At 39.8% G+C, this 15,995-nt stretch carries 16 protein-coding genes; 11 read left to right on the forward strand and 5 right to left on the reverse strand.

What is annotated here, in order from left to right; translation table 11 throughout:
- Window positions 1-162 precede the first annotated feature (162 nt).
- On the forward strand, window positions 163-1,071 hold the full coding sequence (locus FHG08_RS08005) for a GGDEF domain-containing protein (RefSeq protein ID WP_109875604.1): 909 nt from the start codon (window positions 163-165) through the stop codon (window positions 1,069-1,071).
- Window positions 1,055-2,053, forward strand: coding sequence for an AraC family transcriptional regulator ligand-binding domain-containing protein (locus FHG08_RS08010; protein ID WP_178955377.1), 999 nt, complete (start codon window positions 1,055-1,057; stop codon window positions 2,051-2,053). Before FHG08_RS08005 ends, FHG08_RS08010 begins: the two co-directional genes overlap by 17 nt.
- Here the strand turns inward: FHG08_RS08010 and FHG08_RS08015 are convergent, their stop codons facing one another.
- From FHG08_RS08015 to ettA, 3 genes are all read right to left on the reverse strand, one after another.
- Window positions 2,054-2,962, reverse strand: coding sequence for a histone deacetylase (locus FHG08_RS08015; RefSeq protein ID WP_178955379.1), 909 nt, complete (start codon window positions 2,960-2,962; stop codon window positions 2,054-2,056).
- 57 nt (window positions 2,963-3,019) lie between these two features.
- A complete protein-coding gene (locus FHG08_RS08020; protein WP_054202042.1) occupies window positions 3,020-3,382 on the reverse strand; it encodes a PilZ domain-containing protein in 363 nt (120 codons plus the stop codon).
- Window positions 3,383-3,519: 137 nt separating this feature from the next.
- On the reverse strand, window positions 3,520-5,193 hold the full coding sequence (ettA, locus tag FHG08_RS08025) for an energy-dependent translational throttle protein EttA (protein ID WP_178955381.1): 1,674 nt from the start codon (window positions 5,191-5,193) through the stop codon (window positions 3,520-3,522).
- Window positions 5,194-5,570: 377 nt separating this feature from the next.
- Between ettA and FHG08_RS08030 the strand changes: the two genes are divergently transcribed.
- The 4 genes from FHG08_RS08030 (at window position 5,571) to metH (ending at window position 11,063) form a co-directional block, all read left to right on the forward strand.
- Window positions 5,571-6,221 carry an outer membrane beta-barrel protein gene (locus FHG08_RS08030; RefSeq protein ID WP_178955383.1) on the forward strand — a complete coding sequence of 217 codons (651 nt, stop codon included), beginning with the start codon at window positions 5,571-5,573 and terminating at the stop codon, window positions 6,219-6,221.
- A gap of 193 nt (window positions 6,222-6,414) precedes the next feature.
- Window positions 6,415-7,362, forward strand: a complete 948-nt coding sequence (metA, locus tag FHG08_RS08035) for a homoserine O-succinyltransferase (RefSeq protein ID WP_008111930.1) — start codon at window positions 6,415-6,417, stop codon at window positions 7,360-7,362.
- On the forward strand, window positions 7,352-8,422 hold the full coding sequence (locus FHG08_RS08040) for a homocysteine S-methyltransferase family protein (RefSeq protein ID WP_178955385.1): 1,071 nt from the start codon (window positions 7,352-7,354) through the stop codon (window positions 8,420-8,422). Before metA ends, FHG08_RS08040 begins: the two co-directional genes overlap by 11 nt.
- A 10-nt stretch (window positions 8,423-8,432) precedes the next feature.
- On the forward strand, window positions 8,433-11,063 hold the full coding sequence (metH, locus tag FHG08_RS08045) for a methionine synthase (RefSeq protein ID WP_178955386.1): 2,631 nt from the start codon (window positions 8,433-8,435) through the stop codon (window positions 11,061-11,063).
- 107 nt (window positions 11,064-11,170) lie between these two features.
- Here the strand turns inward: metH and FHG08_RS08050 are convergent, their stop codons facing one another.
- Window positions 11,171-11,719 carry a hypothetical protein gene (locus FHG08_RS08050; RefSeq protein ID WP_178955388.1) on the reverse strand — a complete coding sequence of 183 codons (549 nt, stop codon included), beginning with the start codon at window positions 11,717-11,719 and terminating at the stop codon, window positions 11,171-11,173.
- Window positions 11,720-12,497: 778 nt separating this feature from the next.
- Here FHG08_RS08050 and FHG08_RS08055 point away from each other — a divergent pair.
- From FHG08_RS08055 to FHG08_RS08075, 5 genes are all read left to right on the forward strand, one after another.
- Entirely contained in the window at window positions 12,498-12,878 is a 381-nt protein-coding gene (locus tag FHG08_RS08055) for a hypothetical protein (RefSeq protein WP_178955390.1), read from the forward strand.
- Between the two features lie 69 nt (window positions 12,879-12,947).
- Entirely contained in the window at window positions 12,948-13,703 is a 756-nt protein-coding gene (locus tag FHG08_RS08060) for a hypothetical protein (RefSeq protein ID WP_178955392.1), read from the forward strand.
- 57 nt (window positions 13,704-13,760) lie between these two features.
- Window positions 13,761-14,204, forward strand: coding sequence for a hypothetical protein (locus FHG08_RS08065; protein ID WP_178955394.1), 444 nt, complete (start codon window positions 13,761-13,763; stop codon window positions 14,202-14,204).
- Window positions 14,205-14,319: 115 nt separating this feature from the next.
- Window positions 14,320-15,015, forward strand: a complete 696-nt coding sequence (locus FHG08_RS08070; RefSeq protein ID WP_178955396.1) for an aspartate/glutamate racemase family protein — start codon at window positions 14,320-14,322, stop codon at window positions 15,013-15,015.
- Window positions 15,016-15,102: 87 nt separating this feature from the next.
- Window positions 15,103-15,633: an ankyrin repeat domain-containing protein gene (locus FHG08_RS08075; RefSeq protein WP_178955398.1), complete on the forward strand. Its 531-nt coding sequence runs from the start codon at window positions 15,103-15,105 to the stop codon at window positions 15,631-15,633.
- A 110-nt stretch (window positions 15,634-15,743) separates the two neighbouring features.
- On the opposite strand, the gene FHG08_RS08080 is transcribed toward FHG08_RS08075, so the two are convergent.
- Window positions 15,744-15,941, reverse strand: coding sequence for a CsbD family protein (locus tag FHG08_RS08080; RefSeq protein ID WP_008111942.1), 198 nt, complete (start codon window positions 15,939-15,941; stop codon window positions 15,744-15,746).
- Window positions 15,942-15,995 lie beyond the last annotated feature (54 nt).

Genomic DNA, 15,995 nt, shown 5'->3' on the forward strand with positions numbered 1-15,995 from the left:
GCTGTTTAAACACGGCTCCAGCGCACTAAAAATGGTTATTACTAGGTTAAATACCTAAAAACTTTAATCTCAATGTCATATCAATGAGCCAAAATGACTCTGCCTAATAAATCAGTACCGCGCTAGCATACGTAATAGTGTAAATCTTAGAAGACTTAAACAATGCGATATAACCCATTTACCAGCCATGCAAAATTAACCAACACCATAATTTTATTATTGGTTATTGCTGTAGCAATATGCGCTTACTTTGGCGAACTTAAGCAATGGCAAGAAATTGCGTGGCTCGATATTGTTGGTGAGGGCGGTATAGTGTTGATGACCCTCAGCTGGATAGTTGCGTTACTAATTTCACGCCCGTCAGGCAAAGTAACTACCTTATTAGTATTAGGTTTAGGTTTGTTTATGTTCTCAGCCACACTCGATTTACTTGATGAGTGGTTAAAACAACCTTCACAATTATGGCTCACCTGGTTTGAGTCACTACCAGCGCCGTTTGGTATGTCGCTTACCAGCGCAGGGCTTTATTATTGGCATCAAGAGCAATTTGTTTTAAATCGTCAATTGCGTCGTCGTGAAGCGCATCTTCGAGAGCATGAAAAAGTCTGTCCGGTAACAGGGTTATACCGAGTTAACTACTTACATTCACTCATGCAGCAACAACAAACAGAGCAACAAGGCGGCACTTTAGGTGTTATTGATATTCGTGATTTTGCAAAGTTTAATGCGCAGTTTGGTTTTAGTGAAGGTGATAGGTTACTAAGAGAGATTAGTGATTTATTAGTAATGAATTGCCGGTTAAATGATGTGCTTTGTCGCTATGCTGGCGATTGCTTTATTGTGCTTATGCCGAATACCAGCCAAAGCCAAGCCAAAGAATTACTAGCGCAAATGAAAGCGGCGCTTAACCATTGTGCGTTTAAAGTCGCAAAAAGCAAAGGCGCACAGTTTCAGCATATTTTAACCGCCACCATGGCAATGGATTTAGCGCAAGATCCAGTGCAGCAAACCAGCCTGTTACATCAACAATTACAACAAGAAAAGGCGCTTGTAGGTGCAGCAGTATATTAGCCTAGATGATAAATACCTCAGCGCGGAGGGAATGATCACTGCGCTGGTGGAACTTGCTCAAGGGCGAGGGATCCCGCTGCATAAATTGCTGCGTGGTACGGGTATTTTTGAGCAAGATTTATATGATCTATCACAGCGCTTTAGTTTATCGCAGTTATTGGCTTTAATTAGCCAGTTTAAAGCCTTAATGAAGAGTAATGATAGTGGCTTTTTACTGGGTCATCAATTGGTTAATGACGTTAGCCCAGCAGTGCAAAGTGTGCGTTTAAGCCCCAGTTTAGGTATGGCTTTGAAGCAATTACAACAAATTAGTACCGTTATTGCCCCTTTATTATTTACCCGTAGGCATATATTTAAAGACGATTTATATCTGTACTTGCAACCGAGTATCGGTATTGACGAGTCATTAAAAAATTATTGTTTTGAAATATACAGCGCTGCGTTAATGAGCTTACTAAAACGAGTATGTAATGTGTATCCACATTGTTATTTTGACTTTACCTGTAAACGCCCTCGGCATATTCAAGAATATGAGCAGCACTTAGGCTTACGAATACGGTTTGAACAACCCTATACCCGTTGGCATTTTAATAAACAACTACTTAAGTGCACAAACCCAGAGGCTAGTCAGCTTAGGTGGCTGCAGTGCATAGCGCAAAGTGAGTTACATAAGAATGTATCACAGTCTTTTGTTGAGGCTGTGTGCCAGCGCATTTACCGTGATAAAAACAACAGCCTTGCTAACAGTGCTGAGCATTTTGCCATGAGCTCTGCTACGTTTAAACGTAAGTTAAAACAACACGGTGTCAGTTACTCTCAATTACAAGATGAGCAAAATAAACTTAAAGCTCTGCATTTACTGGGGGTGTGCCAGCAAGGTAATGAACGAGTGGCTGATCGGCTTGCATTTTATGATATTCCTAACTTTCGCCGAGCATTTAAGCGTTGGACCGGCATTACGCCAAGTCAGTTAAAAATATAATTAAAAACTAGCCGCTTGCTCTATAACAATGCCATGGCGCTTTGCTAGGCGCTGATGATCTCTGTCATAGCCTCCACCAATCACAGTGGCAACAGGAGTATTATTTGCAAGGCAGCGTTTAAGCACTAAGTGATCGCGCTTTTCTATCCCTTGCCAACTAATATCCAGTTTGCCTAAGCCATCCTCTTGCCAAATATCAACGCCAGCATCGTATAAAACAAGATCCGGGTTAAGCTCGTTTAATAAAAATTGCAGTGTATCGTCAACAATACCTAAATATTCAGCGTCTTGCATATTATTAGCTAAACCAATATCTAAATCGCTAGGGGACTTTCTAAATGGGAAGTTTTTTTCACAGTGTATTGAACAGGTAAACGCATATGGTTGATGAGCCAGCATAGCTGCGGTGCCATCGCCTTGGTGAACATCTAAATCAAAAATCAGTACGTTGGTAACTTCCCGGTTTTGAATTAACGTTTGTGCGGTAAAAGCTAAATCGTTAACCATACAAAAACCCGAGCCAAAATCACTGTGGGCATGATGAGTGCCGCCTGCTAAGTGGCACGCAAGTCCAGTTTCAAGTGCTAAACGCGCGGTTTGCAGTGTTCCCAACGGAGCGGTAAATGTGCGGTTCATTAGTGCTTGTGACCAAGGCAAGCCAATACGGCGCATGGCTTTTTCATCTAGGCGGTTATGCCATAAATCGTGAATGTAGTTTTCACAATGTACTATTTCTAGCTCTTCTACACTACCATGTGGTGGTTCTGTGATATTACTGCCAGCAAGTCCAAGGGTTTTAACATGCTGGTGTAGCTGAGCAAATTTACTCATTACAAAGCGATGCTTGGGATCAAAACTAAACGAGTAGTTAGGATGATAAACTAAAGGTAGATTGGGGTTCAAACTCATATCTGCGTCGTTTAATTATTTTTGGTTATGGTAATCAACTTCACGCAGTGCGTCTATTTATGTTTGGTGAATAAGCGTTTCAAGCTCGCGGTGTAATAATGTTTCATCGGCAAGGTTTAGCTCAACTAAACGCTTTAAATGCGTGATACTGTCTATATCAATACTGTGGCATTTAAGACCAATATGATTTTCTTCTATGTGACGAATAACCACCGGCATTTTTATTTCAATATCGCTTTGTGGCAAAGTAAAACGTAGTACTGCTTCGTCATTTTTGTTCCCAGTAAATGTATCGCTTTTAGTAATAAGCGCACCATGTAAAGAGATATCTAATAGAGTGCATTCATACTGGCTGCTAGCCATAACTAATTGCGCTGCAGTAGAGAACATAATACGAGAAAATTGCCGACGGTTTTGCATAATAATCTTATAAAGCTGTTATTTATAATAAGCATAGCTGGTAATGCCCAACACGCCAATTTGCTTAAAGATAAAAATAGCTCGTATAAAAAAGCCCCGCATTAAATGCAGGGCTTTTAACTTATTCACTGTGGCTGTTAGCCAATTTTTTTATACTTTATGCGCTTAGGCTGTGCAGCTTCTGCTCCAAGAGTCTTTTTAAGCCACTCTTCGTATTCAGTGTAGTTACCATCAAAGAAGTTAATTTGGCCTTCGTCGCGGTAATCTAAAATGTGTGTAGCAATACGGTCAAGGAACCAACGGTCATGCGATATACACATTACACAACCTGGGAATTCTAAAATAGCATTCTCAAGAGCACGTAATGTTTCAACGTCCAAGTCATTAGTTGGCTCATCCAGAAGCACTACGTTGCCGCCTGCTTTTAACAGTTTAGCTAGGTGTAAACGGTTGCGCTCACCACCAGATAAGTCTTTAACAAACTTTTGCTGATCGTTGCCTTTAAAGTTAAAACGGCTAACGTAAGCACGGCTTGGGAACTCAAAGTTACCAATTTTTAGTACATCTTGGCCGTCAGAGATTTCTTGGAATACTGTTTTGCTTTCGTCCATGTTGCCACGGAACTGATCAACTGTTGCCAGTTCCACTGTTTCACCAATGCTGATATTACCGCTATCTGGCTGTTCTTCACCGCTTAACATTTTAAATAGCGTTGATTTACCTGCACCATTGGCACCAATAATACCCACAATAGCGCCCTTAGGCATGCTAAAGCTTAAGTCATCAATTAAAACGCGGTCGCCAAAGCTTTTATGTAAGTTGTTTACTTCTAATACTTGGTCACCTAAACGAGGCCCAGGTGGAATAAATAATTCGTTGGTTTCGTTACGTTTTTGGTAATCAGACTGTTGTAGCTCGCTAAACTGCGCCATACGTGCTTTTGACTTAGCTTGACGACCTTTAGGGTTTGAACGCACCCACTCAAGTTCTTGTGCAATTGATTTTTGACGTGCTTTTTCAGATTTTTGCTCTTGTTGTAAGCGGGCATCTTTTTGCTCAAGCCAAGAAGAGTAGTTACCTTCCCACGGAATACCTTCACCACGGTCAAGCTCTAAAATCCAACCTGCTACATTATCAAGGAAGTAACGGTCATGCGTTACTGCCACAACAGTGCCTTCGTAGTCATGTAAGAAGCGCTCTAACCATGCAACCGACTCAGCATCTAAGTGGTTAGTTGGTTCATCGAGAATCAGCATGTCTGGTTTTTCAAGTAACAAACGACAAATAGCAACACGACGGCGCTCACCACCCGATAGGTGCTCAATTTTAGCATCCCACTCAGGTAAACGAAGTGCATCGGCAGCACGCTCTAAAACGTTATCGATATTATGACCATCGTGGGCTTGAATAACCGCTTCTAATTCACCTTGCTCTTTAGCCAGTGCGTCAAAGTCAGCACCTTCCATTGCGTATTCGTTATACACTTCGTCAAGGCGGTTAAGGGCATGTTTTACTTCACCTACAGCTTCTTCAACAATTTCACGAACTGTTTTGCTTTCGTCTAAAACAGGCTCTTGCGGTAAGTAACCAATTTTAGTGCCTGGTTGAGGGCGAGCTTCACCTTCAAACTCTTCATCAACACCCGCCATAATGCGAAGTAGTGATGATTTACCAGAACCATTTAAACCTAGCACACCAATTTTTGCGCCTGGGAAAAAATGCAACGAAATATCTTTTAAGATAGTGCGTTTTGGTGGCACAACCTTAGATACTCGACTCATCGAGAATATAAACTTATCAGGTAAAACCATGGAAGAAGCCTTCAAATAATAATAAAAATTTCAATGCTGTATTGTAGTGGCTCACAGGTGAAACAGTCAACGAATGGCGTAGCTTTTCAAAAATAAGTAGGCTGTAAGAAAGTGTAGTAAATTGTTTTATATTGTATTGATCAATTGTATGGGTATTTAAATAACTGCATAGTGTTAACAGTTGTTTAGAAGAAAAATATAATGAATAAGTTTAAGTCTAACTTGATTTGCGTTTTCTTAAAAGCGCACATCTTAATTTTAGAGCTGTAATTTGGTTTCACTTTTGTCGTAACACAACTTGAATTTTTATATTGAGCGTTTAGGCGTTTATAAAAGGTATTTAAAACATCACCAGATACTAAACTAAAGGAATAATTATGAAATTAAAATGGCTTGTATCCCTAAGCGCAATAATTTTGGGAGGGTACTCAGTTGCGAGTAACGCTGAGATAATGCGAGTGAATGGACCTTATCAAGGGTTCGGCTTAGGCTCTACCGAATTCGATGTTTATGAAGGGGATAGCCTGCAGTTTACAACGTTTTATACTCAAGTAGGTTATCAGTTTTCACCATATTTTGCACTAGAAGGGCGTTTGGGTATTGGTTTAAATGAGGAGCCAACGCCATTAAATGGGGATGTTTATACTCAAGAACCATTGACAGGAAAAATTACTTCCGAACCTGTACATACTCAAGTTGGTTCCGGCTTACAATTACAAACAAGCATATTTTTAAAAGCTAATTACCCAGTTTCTTCCCGAGTTGGTGTATTTTTATTTGCGGGATACGCTAGAAATAAGTTGAGCTATAACGATGACTACAGCCGTTTTGCAAAAGAAGTTATTGGCTCAAACACAAATCAGTTTCTCATTACAGAGGAAAATTACGATAAGGATGGCAAAACATTTGGGGCGGGGGTTGATTACATGTTAAGCCAACGCTGGCAGGCAATTGCAGAATACCAGTATTTTGATGCAATTCAAGGTAATATCTATGCTCTTAACTTTTCTATAAATTATCGTTTTTAAAACCGCATGCGCTACTGACTCTGGTAGCGCAACTCAAAAAATATTACTTAATAATTCTAAGTGCTTCTATAAATTTCGTTTACTATCCTAAATTTCATTTAGACATCCATACATCTAGAGGTTGATATTTTTGGCATTCTGTTCATAATGAGAGCGTATTAACTCTCGGTTTTTATGAGCAGGAGCTTTAAGAATGCCAATTACAGTAGAAGACGAATTGCCAGCTATTGCACGTTTACGTCATGAAAACGTGTTTGTAATGCCAAAAACGCGTGCAAAAACCCAAGAAATACGCCCTATGCGTTTGGCTATTCTTAATCTGATGCCTAATAAAGTAGAAACCGAAGTACAGTTTATTCGCTTGTTGGCTAACTCTCCGCTGCAAGTAAATGTTGAGCTATTGCGCCTTGATACGCACCGCAGTAGTAGCAACTCAGAGCAACACTTAGATACTTTTTATCGTTATTTCTCAGAAGTAAAAAACAACAACTACGATGCACTGTTAATTACCGGTGCACCGCTCGCACATCTAGAGTATGAAGAAGTAGCGTATTGGGAAGAGCTCAAAGTAATTATTGATTGGGCCGAGCAACATGTAACTTCTACCTTGTTTTCGTGCTGGGCTGCCCACGCGGCCTTATACCACCGTTATAATTTAAAGCGCGATTTAAAAGACAATAAACTCTGCGGGGTGTTTACCCATCAATGTTACTTTGCCCATGGTGCACTTACCCGCGGCTTTGACGATACCTTTTTAGTACCCCACTCACGCTATGGCCACATAGATATTAATAAAATAAACGCCTGTGAAGAGCTGGTGGTATTAGCGGGCTCTGAACGAGTAGGGGCGTATTTGCTTAAAAATAAATCGGGCAGCCAAGTGTTTATTACCGGCCACCCCGAATACGATGCCGACAGTTTAAAAGCCGAATATGAGCGCGATTTACAAAAAAGTCCCGATGCGCCAAAGCCTGAAAACTATTTTCCTGATGACGATGCCAGCAAACAACCGTCTAAAACATGGCAAAGCCACGCGTTTTTACTGTTTTCAAACTGGTTAAATTATTACGTTTACCAAACCACACCCTATGATATTAACTTAGTTAGCCAAGACGTAAGGACTAACAACTATGCCGAATAATCCTCAAAACAATAAGCATGAACAGCTAAGCGCTGCGCTCAAACAGCGTATTTTAATTTTAGATGGTGCAATGGGAACCATGATCCAAGCGCATAAGCTTGAAGAGCAAGACTACCGTGGTGAACGTTTTAAAGATTGGCACGTGCTTATTAAAGGTAATAACGATTTATTAAGCCTAACCAAGCCTGAAATAATTACTGATATACACCGCAGCTTTTTAGCCGCCGGTGCCGATATTATCGAAACCAACACCTTTAACTCGACCACTATTTCGATGGAAGATTACGACATGGCGAGCATAAGCCGTGAAGTTAATTTAGAGTCAGCTAAGTTAGCCCGTACTGTATGTGATGAATTTAGCGCTAAAACCCCAGAAAAACCGCGCTATGTAGCGGGTGTGTTAGGGCCAACATCTAAAACCTGTTCGTTATCGCCGGATGTAAACGACCCTGGCTATCGTAATATCACCTTTGATAAGTTAGTGACTGCGTATGTGGAGTCTACTCTTGCATTAATGGAAGGCGGCGCTGATTTAATACTTATCGAAACCATATTTGACACCCTAAATGCAAAAGCCGCCTCATTCGCGGTAGAAGAGGCGTTTGAACAAGCAGGGCGTACATTACCAGTGATGATATCAGGCACTATCACCGACGCCTCAGGCCGCACGCTTTCAGGGCAAACCACCGAAGCATTTTATAACTCTATTCGCCATATTAAGCCGCTTTCAATTGGCTTAAATTGCGCTCTTGGGCCAGATTTACTGCGCCAATACGTTGAAGAGCTATCACGCGTGTGCGAAACCTTTGTCTCTGTTCACCCTAATGCGGGCTTACCTAATGAGTTTGGAGAATACGATTTAGAAGCAGATGACATGGCAAAAGAGATTATAGATTGGGGTAAATCGGGCTTTATTAATATTGTTGGCGGTTGCTGCGGCACTACGCCTGCGCACATTCGTGCCTTTGCCAAAGGGCTTGAAGGCGCAGCACCACGAAAATTACCAGAGCTTGAAGTGCGCATGCGTCTGTCAGGCCTAGAAGCCTGTAACTTAAATTAAGGAGCCGCCAATGACCCAACAAATTGCAGTATTTACCAATGTCGGCGAGCGTACTAACGTAACTGGCTCGGCCATGTTTAAACGTTTGATCATGGAAGAAGACTACGAGACCGCCCTTAATGTGGCCCGCGAACAAGTAGAAAATGGCGCCCAGGTTATTGATATCAACATGGACGAAGCCATGCTGGACTCAAAAGCGGCCATGGTGAAGTTTTTAAACTTAATTGCCTCAGAGCCTGATATTTCTAAAGTACCTATTATGGTCGACTCCTCAAAGTGGGAAGTCATCGAAGCAGGCTTAAAGTGTATTCAAGGCAAGGCCATTGTTAACTCCATTTCACTTAAAGAGGGTGAAGAGCCGTTTATTCGCCAAGCTAAAATTATAAAACGCTTTGGCGCCGCCGCTGTTGTGATGGCGTTTGATACCGACGGCCAAGCCGATACCGCCGATCGTAAGTTTGAAATTTGTGAGCGCAGCTACCGTATTTTGGTTGACGAAATTGGTTTTCCGCCAGAAGACATTATATTCGACCCCAACATATTTGCCGTTGCCACCGGCATAGAAGAGCACGACAATTACGCCGTAGAATTTATTGAAGGCACCCGCCGTATTAAGCAAAATTTACCGCACTGTAAAGTGTCGGGTGGGGTGTCAAACGTATCGTTCTCGTTTAGAGGTAATAACCCAGTACGTGAAGCGATTCACTCGGTATTTTTATACCATGCGATAAAAGCGGGTATGGATATGGGCATAGTAAACGCAGGGCAACTTGCGGTTTACGACGACATCCCCGAAGAACTTCGTAAAGCCGTAGAAGACGTAATTCTTAACACCGACCCAGGTGCAGGTGAGCGCCTTGTTGAACTTGCACCTAAATATTCAGGCATGGCGCAAGCTGAGCGCGTAGAAGATTTAGAATGGCGCACTTGGTCGGTTGAAAAACGCCTAGAGCATGCCCTAGTAAAAGGCATAACCACCTTTATAGATGAAGACACAGAAGAGTGCCGTGCTGGCGCAGATAAACCTATTCACGTCATTGAAGGGCCACTTATGGACGGCATGAACGTGGTTGGGGATTTATTTGGCGCGGGTAAAATGTTTTTACCCCAAGTGGTTAAGTCGGCTCGGGTAATGAAACGCGCGGTCGCTTACCTTGACCCATTCATTGAAGCCGAAAAAGAAGAGGGCGCGACCAACGGTAAAATTGTTATGGCTACCGTAAAAGGTGACGTGCACGATATAGGTAAAAACATTGTAGGCGTAGTACTGCAATGTAATAACTACGAAGTAATCGACTTAGGCGTAATGGTACCTGCCGATAAAATACTGCAAACAGCAATTGACGAAAAAGCCGATATTATAGGCCTTTCGGGCTTAATTACCCCATCGCTTGATGAAATGGTACATGTTGCCAAAGAAATGAAGCGTCGTGGCTTTGAGCTGCCGCTAATGATTGGCGGGGCAACCACCTCAAAAGCGCATACCGCAGTAAAAATAGAGCCGCAGTACGACAAAGGCGTGGTGTATGTAAATAATGCCAGCCGCGCCGTGGGTGTGGTGTCTAATTTATTATCAAAAGAGCATAAAGCAGAGTTTTTAGCTAAAACCAGCGCCGAGTACGACAAAGTACGCGAACAACAAGCACGCAAAAAGCCGCGCTCAAAACCAGTTACCATACAGCGCGCCCGCGATAATGCTGCAAAACTCGATTGGGATAACTATACGCCACCCGTGCCTAAAAAGCTGGGCGTGACTGAGTTTAAAAATGTATCAATCGCGACTTTACGCAAATACATAGACTGGACGCCGTACTTTATGACCTGGTCAATCGCCGGTAAATATCCGCGCATAATAACCGACGAAGTAGTGGGCGAACAAGCACAAAGTCTATTTAAAGACGCCAACGATATGCTCGATGAGCTTGAAAAGTCAGGCACTTTGCAACCATTAGGTGTTATTGGTTTATTCCCAGCAAACCGTGTGGGCGATGATATAGAAATTTACACCGACGAAACCCGCAAAGAGCTATTAACTACCTCATGTCATTTACGCCAGCAAACCGAAAAGACCGACTTTGCTAACTACTGCCTAGCCGATTACATTGCGCCAAAAGGCACACCCGATTACTTTGGTGCGTTTGCGGTAACAGGCGGTTTAGAAGAAGACGACCTCGCCAATGCGTTCGATGCCAAGCAAGATGACTATAATAAAATAATGGTAAAAGCGGTTGCTGATAGGCTTGCCGAGGCCTTTGCTGAATACTTGCACGAGCAGGTGCGTAAAGAGTATTGGGGTTATGCACCGGATGAAAACCTAGGTAACGATGAGCTAATACGCGAAAACTACCAAGGTATTCGCCCAGCGCCTGGTTACCCAGCGTGCCCTGAGCACACCGAGAAAAAGAAAATTTGGCAACTACTCGATACTGAAAAACGCATTGGTATGCAGCTCACCAGCTCGTACGCCATGTGGCCAGGTGCTGCGGTGTCGGGTTGGTACTTCTCACACCCACAAGCGAAATACTACGCTGTAGCGGCTGTGCAAAAGGATCAGGTAGAAGACTACGCTAAGCGAACTAATATGACGATCGCAGAGGCTGAAAGGTGGTTATCGCCTAACTTGGGGTATGAGCCAGAGTAAAAGAGCAGCGGTCAAAAGTTGAAGCGGTCAGTTTTTAGCTGTCAGCTATCAGTAAAACAAAAACGAGCCGATTTAGGCTCGTTTTTTAAATTACACATAAAAAATCTTTAAGGGTTATTGGCGAGTAGCTCATCTACTTTTTTTATAACATCTTCTGGTGTTGGTTCTGTCGTTTGTTGTTTTAACCAATCTGTTATTTCTTCGCTGACTCTGTAACCTTTTTCAATGCAGTAGTGTTGAGAGGTAACCCAAATATCTGCCCTCCTAGAAGTGCTATACGAATTACAAACCGTATAGCCTTCACTTTTAATTTTACTTTCAATAAAGTAAGTATAAGTAGGAACTGAAATTAATAGTAAAATTAAAGTAATCCCACAGAGCTTATACCATTTAATTAGAAGCTCTGGTTTTATTTCAATATTTCTTACTTTTAAGAATATCATTCGAGTAAGCATTGCAAATGCTGGCGTATATAAAATTAAACACGCACTAAAACTTTTCTCATTAAAAATCAGCGGGTGCTTATTTAACGCCTCAAAGACAAATACTAATTCATTATATGACGCAATCGGTAAAACTATGGTGATGATAAAGAATAAAACAAATAAAAATACACTCTTTATATTTTCACTTAACGTTATTCTTTCGTGTTTCATTAAATTCCCTTTAATCAACATTTAAATAAGGCATACAATTAAATTACGATTAAACTTTATACGGTTTTCGTCATATGCATTATTAGCAATTCTTAGACTAGCTATAATTTTTTAGTTATCCTATTGGTATAAATTAAACACATAGCTGTTCCTCTAACAAGAGTGCCTACAAGAATAAATAAACTAGACTCCACTTTAAGTCTTTCACTGTGAAAAACGAAGTAGCAGGCTTTGTTTAGGTTAAAAAAGTAAGGTGTCTTATGTCAATTTTACAAAAGCATAAAGCAGGTTTAGTTCATATAAAAATATTATCATCGTATCAATTTTTAAGAGTAGAAAAACTAAATGCAAGGATCGCGGACTATTAAAACTTATGAAGTTAGCTTCTTAAAACGTACTTTAAATTTAGTTTTACTATTTACCCATATAATTTTTTTATTTGCAGTAGCTGCCATAGCATTCGATCGTGAGAGTTTTGAGGCGATAAGTAACGCAAGATATGGCAATAGCGCTCCCTTAATGCAATCTAAATTAGCAGATATATTTGTATCCTCTTGGTTTGCTTATTTGTGCTTAGCTTTGATCCCCATAACTTTAATAAAAGAGCGCTTTATGAAAAGCTATAACGTTCGAATTTATTCAAATGTACTAGCTTCGTTTATATGCGGATTAATAATCTATATATTCATTAATAAACTGTATAGTTTATAAGGTTTATTTAATGTGACTTTTAGCTTCTTTAATCGGAAATTTATAACTTAAAAGGAAAAAATATCTAATGGAAAATATTTTTTGTGGGTATTATGATGAGGAAACGGAGCAGGATGTTCCATTACAACCAAACATTAGTGAAGCTATAACCTTTTTCAAAAGTTTTATTTGGGAGAATGAGAATTCAGAATCCGCCATGAAAATTTTATTTTTTCAAGCTTTAGGGGATAATGAGGCTTCATTACAAATAAGTTGCCTAGAAAAAAGTTTATGGTGCATTTCTACCAGTGTTTCCATCCGAAGGCGCTTTCTTGGACCTTTTTTTAAGCGTAACACCTTCAAAATCTTTATAGATAAAAATGAAGATGAAACAGAAAGTATAATACGTTTATTTTATGATAGTTCGCCTCACAAATTTGCTGCCTTTTTAAAAAATAGTAAAGGCTAAGCCTTAAGAGGAGTTACACATTTAATCTCTTTATAAATCTATTCTATTACTTTGAATAAAGGACTATCAATGAAGTATCTAAATTACATATTACTTTGCCTATCTCTATTTTTCACATCGAACACATTTGCGCTTGAGCAAAAGTATCACGAGAGTGTTTTACCTGTTATTGCTGCTTTTAAAACGCATGATAAAACTGCGATTGCTGCGCATATTCGCTACCCTCTAAAAAGGCAGTATCCACTTCCTGATATTAAAAATGAAGCTGAGTTTATTAACCGCTTTGATGAAGTGTTTGATGAGGAACTTGTTGCCGTTATTGGCAGCTCTAATATCAATACCGATTGGGATAACGTAGGTTGGCGCGGCATTATGCTAAATAACGGCGTAATGTGGGTAGACACAGACGGCAAAGTTATTGCTGTGAATACACAAAATACCACTGAGCAAGCACATGCAGAAAAGTTAATCGCTCAAGATAAACAATCACTCCATTCAAGTATTAAAACCTTTCAAAAACCAATACTTGATTGGAAAACAGCTAACTATCGTGTTCGCATTGATGATTTAGGCGATGGAAACTTCCGCTATGCGTCGTGGAGCATTGATAAAAGCCCAAGCGACAAGCCTGATATCGTTTTAATTAATGGTGATATTACCTTTGAGGGTAGTGGCGGCAATCATCACTATACGTTTAAAAATGGACGTTACAGTTACGTGTTACATGTCACTATTATTGGTTGCGATACATCTTCACTTGGTTGGCTTGAAGTATATAAAAACGATAAGCAATTGTTATTTGAAGGCGCTGTAAGTAAAGGTTAATACAGTAGCGAAAAGAGTACATAGTTACTAATGATTAAACAGAATTAGATATAAAATATGAAAATAGAAGATATAAAACTTAAAATTGAAAGATCTGAATTTTATAAAAACTATAATGTTAAACAGTTGATTAAACTGGTTATTGATTTATATGAAAGCTACCGAATTGAAAATACTAATTTAGAGTATGACGGCGATATGCTTCTTTTTCAGTGCAGGGAAGATAGCCTTAGTAAAGACTACTTTATTGTTGATATTACACGCCAAATTATTCCTGATTTAGACGACATAGATGAAGCTACAGATGCTATGCAGCAACTTAGTACGACTTTTAAATTTTTACCAAGCGAGGCTGCATTTGCGCTTTCAACAACGAGTCAGTGGTGTTCTGCGTTAAATGAGGTTGATAGTCTTAGGGCGTTTATTGAAAATAGTGAAGCTTTTCAATGGGCTATTAAAAATGATGTGGTAAAAGTAGATATTGAATTATCTTATATATAAATATTAAAACAATAACTGTAGTCGCATGAGTTGCATCTTACTTCTTTGCTTACTGTCAATGTAAAAAATTATTTAGCAATTTGCTGCTCTTAACCACTTTAAACAAGGCAATTTTATGAAAACGATTGGCATGCTCGGAGGTATGAGTTGGGAGTCTACAACCAGCTATTACAAAGCCTTAAACGAAGGCGTTAAAAACTCATTGGGTGGACTACATTCAGCCAAAATTTGTATGGTGAGCGTCGATTTTGCAAAAATTGAAGCACTACAGCATCAAGGCGATTGGCAACAAACAGCTAAGTTACTCACCAAGGCGGCTAAATCTGTTGAGGCTGGTGGTGCCGACTTTTTACTTATTTGTACCAACACTATGCATAAAGTGGCCGATGAGATTGCCAGTAATATTACCATTCCTATTTTGCACATAGCCGATGCCACCGCCGAGCAACTAAAGCACGATAACATTACGCGAGTAGGGTTGTTGGGAACGCAATTTACAATGGAGCAAAACTTTTACAAAGAGCGTTTAACCGATAAGCATAACATTGAGGTATTAATACCTGAGCCTAATGAGCGAAAGCGTGTGCACGAGGTTATTTATTCGCAGTTATGCCAAGGGATTATTGATGACGATTCGCGAGCCGATTATGTGCGTATTATAGAGCGATTATTTGAGCAAGGCGCGCAGGCCATCATTTTAGGCTGTACTGAAATCGCCTTGTTGGTAAAGCCACAACATACGCAGGTTCCGCTTTACGATACTACCAAAATACATGCCGAAGCAGCAGTAAAACTAGCGCTGGCAAAATAAATAAGGTTGAGCTTAATTCTGTAAATAATTACTTCGTTATGCTTGCATACACTGATGCTAATAGTTAAGGAATCTGGGGGGGGGGAGGTGAAAAAGCTTACTATTTATTTGTTACTTTTATTATCTGTTGGATATTCTACAGTTGCTTTATATTCGCTCATCAATAGTGATATTGAAGATGTTATTATTTGCAGCACTGATGAGAATACTCATTACATCCCAAGTGATGCTTGTGAATATTACTTACTTAATTATAGAGCCGATAAGAGTGATATTGAATCACTTGAATCAGGCGCTGGTCTAGCATTTTTATTTGAGATTAAAGATATAGATAAGCGCGATGCTTATATCGAATACTTTATTTCTAAAGGAATCAAAGTAAATACGTTAAGTGACATAGATGGTTTATCACCTCTACACTCGGCTATTTTGCTTAATGACTTTGGTTTAGTGCAACTTTTAATTGATAAAGGCGCGAGTATTACTATTAAAGAAAAATCACATGGGCTTATACCTTTAGAGTTTATTCATAAACTGAGTGAAAGAAATGCTCAGATAGATAGGCAGCTGATATCTGAACTTTTGACGTCGATTTCAAATAATAAACAGGCTGGTTAATTCAAAGAATTACCGAATATGTTAAATCTAGTGATTTTATTATTTACCAACAAAAAAACCGCCAATTGGCGGTTTTTTATTAGCAAGTAAAGCTGTTAACACGCTTTATATTAATGACCTTTCTCAAAGTCATTTACTTCGCGCTCGGCCTCATCTTTGGATTTACCGTATTTTTGCTGAATTTTACCAACAAGCTCGGTACGGCTACCTTCAATTTTATCTAAATCATCGTTGGTAAGATCGCCCCATTTTTGTTGCGCTTTACCTTTAAGTTCTTTCCAATTTCCTTCGATACGATCGCTATTCATAATTAGCTCCTTATTAAGAGTGATGATTTTTCATTTTAAAAGCGTTACTAATAA

The organism is Pseudoalteromonas sp. Scap03 (assembly GCF_013393115.1).
Taxonomy (GTDB): domain Bacteria; phylum Pseudomonadota; class Gammaproteobacteria; order Enterobacterales; family Alteromonadaceae; genus Pseudoalteromonas.

What these genes read in the sequence shown, in the direction of transcription:
- FHG08_RS08055 (WP_178955390.1), top strand. Translation starts at nt 12,498, where the DNA reads ATGGAAAATATTTTTTGTGGGTATTATGATGAGGAAACGGAGCAGGAT.
- FHG08_RS08015 (WP_178955379.1), bottom strand. Translation starts at nt 2,962, where the DNA reads ATGAGTTTGAACCCCAATCTACCTTTAGTTTATCATCCTAACTACTCG.
- metA (WP_008111930.1), top strand. Translation starts at nt 6,415, where the DNA reads ATGCCAATTACAGTAGAAGACGAATTGCCAGCTATTGCACGTTTACGT.
- FHG08_RS08060 (WP_178955392.1), top strand. Translation starts at nt 12,948, where the DNA reads ATGAAGTATCTAAATTACATATTACTTTGCCTATCTCTATTTTTCACA.
- metH (WP_178955386.1), top strand. Translation starts at nt 8,433, where the DNA reads ATGACCCAACAAATTGCAGTATTTACCAATGTCGGCGAGCGTACTAAC.
- ettA (WP_178955381.1), bottom strand. Translation starts at nt 5,193, where the DNA reads ATGGTTTTACCTGATAAGTTTATATTCTCGATGAGTCGAGTATCTAAG.
- FHG08_RS08080 (WP_008111942.1), bottom strand. Translation starts at nt 15,941, where the DNA reads ATGAATAGCGATCGTATCGAAGGAAATTGGAAAGAACTTAAAGGTAAA.
- FHG08_RS08005 (WP_109875604.1), top strand. Translation starts at nt 163, where the DNA reads ATGCGATATAACCCATTTACCAGCCATGCAAAATTAACCAACACCATA.
- FHG08_RS08070 (WP_178955396.1), top strand. Translation starts at nt 14,320, where the DNA reads ATGAAAACGATTGGCATGCTCGGAGGTATGAGTTGGGAGTCTACAACC.
- FHG08_RS08020 (WP_054202042.1), bottom strand. Translation starts at nt 3,382, where the DNA reads ATGCAAAACCGTCGGCAATTTTCTCGTATTATGTTCTCTACTGCAGCG.
- FHG08_RS08030 (WP_178955383.1), top strand. Translation starts at nt 5,571, where the DNA reads ATGAAATTAAAATGGCTTGTATCCCTAAGCGCAATAATTTTGGGAGGG.
- FHG08_RS08040 (WP_178955385.1), top strand. Translation starts at nt 7,352, where the DNA reads ATGCCGAATAATCCTCAAAACAATAAGCATGAACAGCTAAGCGCTGCG.
- FHG08_RS08065 (WP_178955394.1), top strand. Translation starts at nt 13,761, where the DNA reads ATGAAAATAGAAGATATAAAACTTAAAATTGAAAGATCTGAATTTTAT.
- FHG08_RS08050 (WP_178955388.1), bottom strand. Translation starts at nt 11,719, where the DNA reads ATGAAACACGAAAGAATAACGTTAAGTGAAAATATAAAGAGTGTATTT.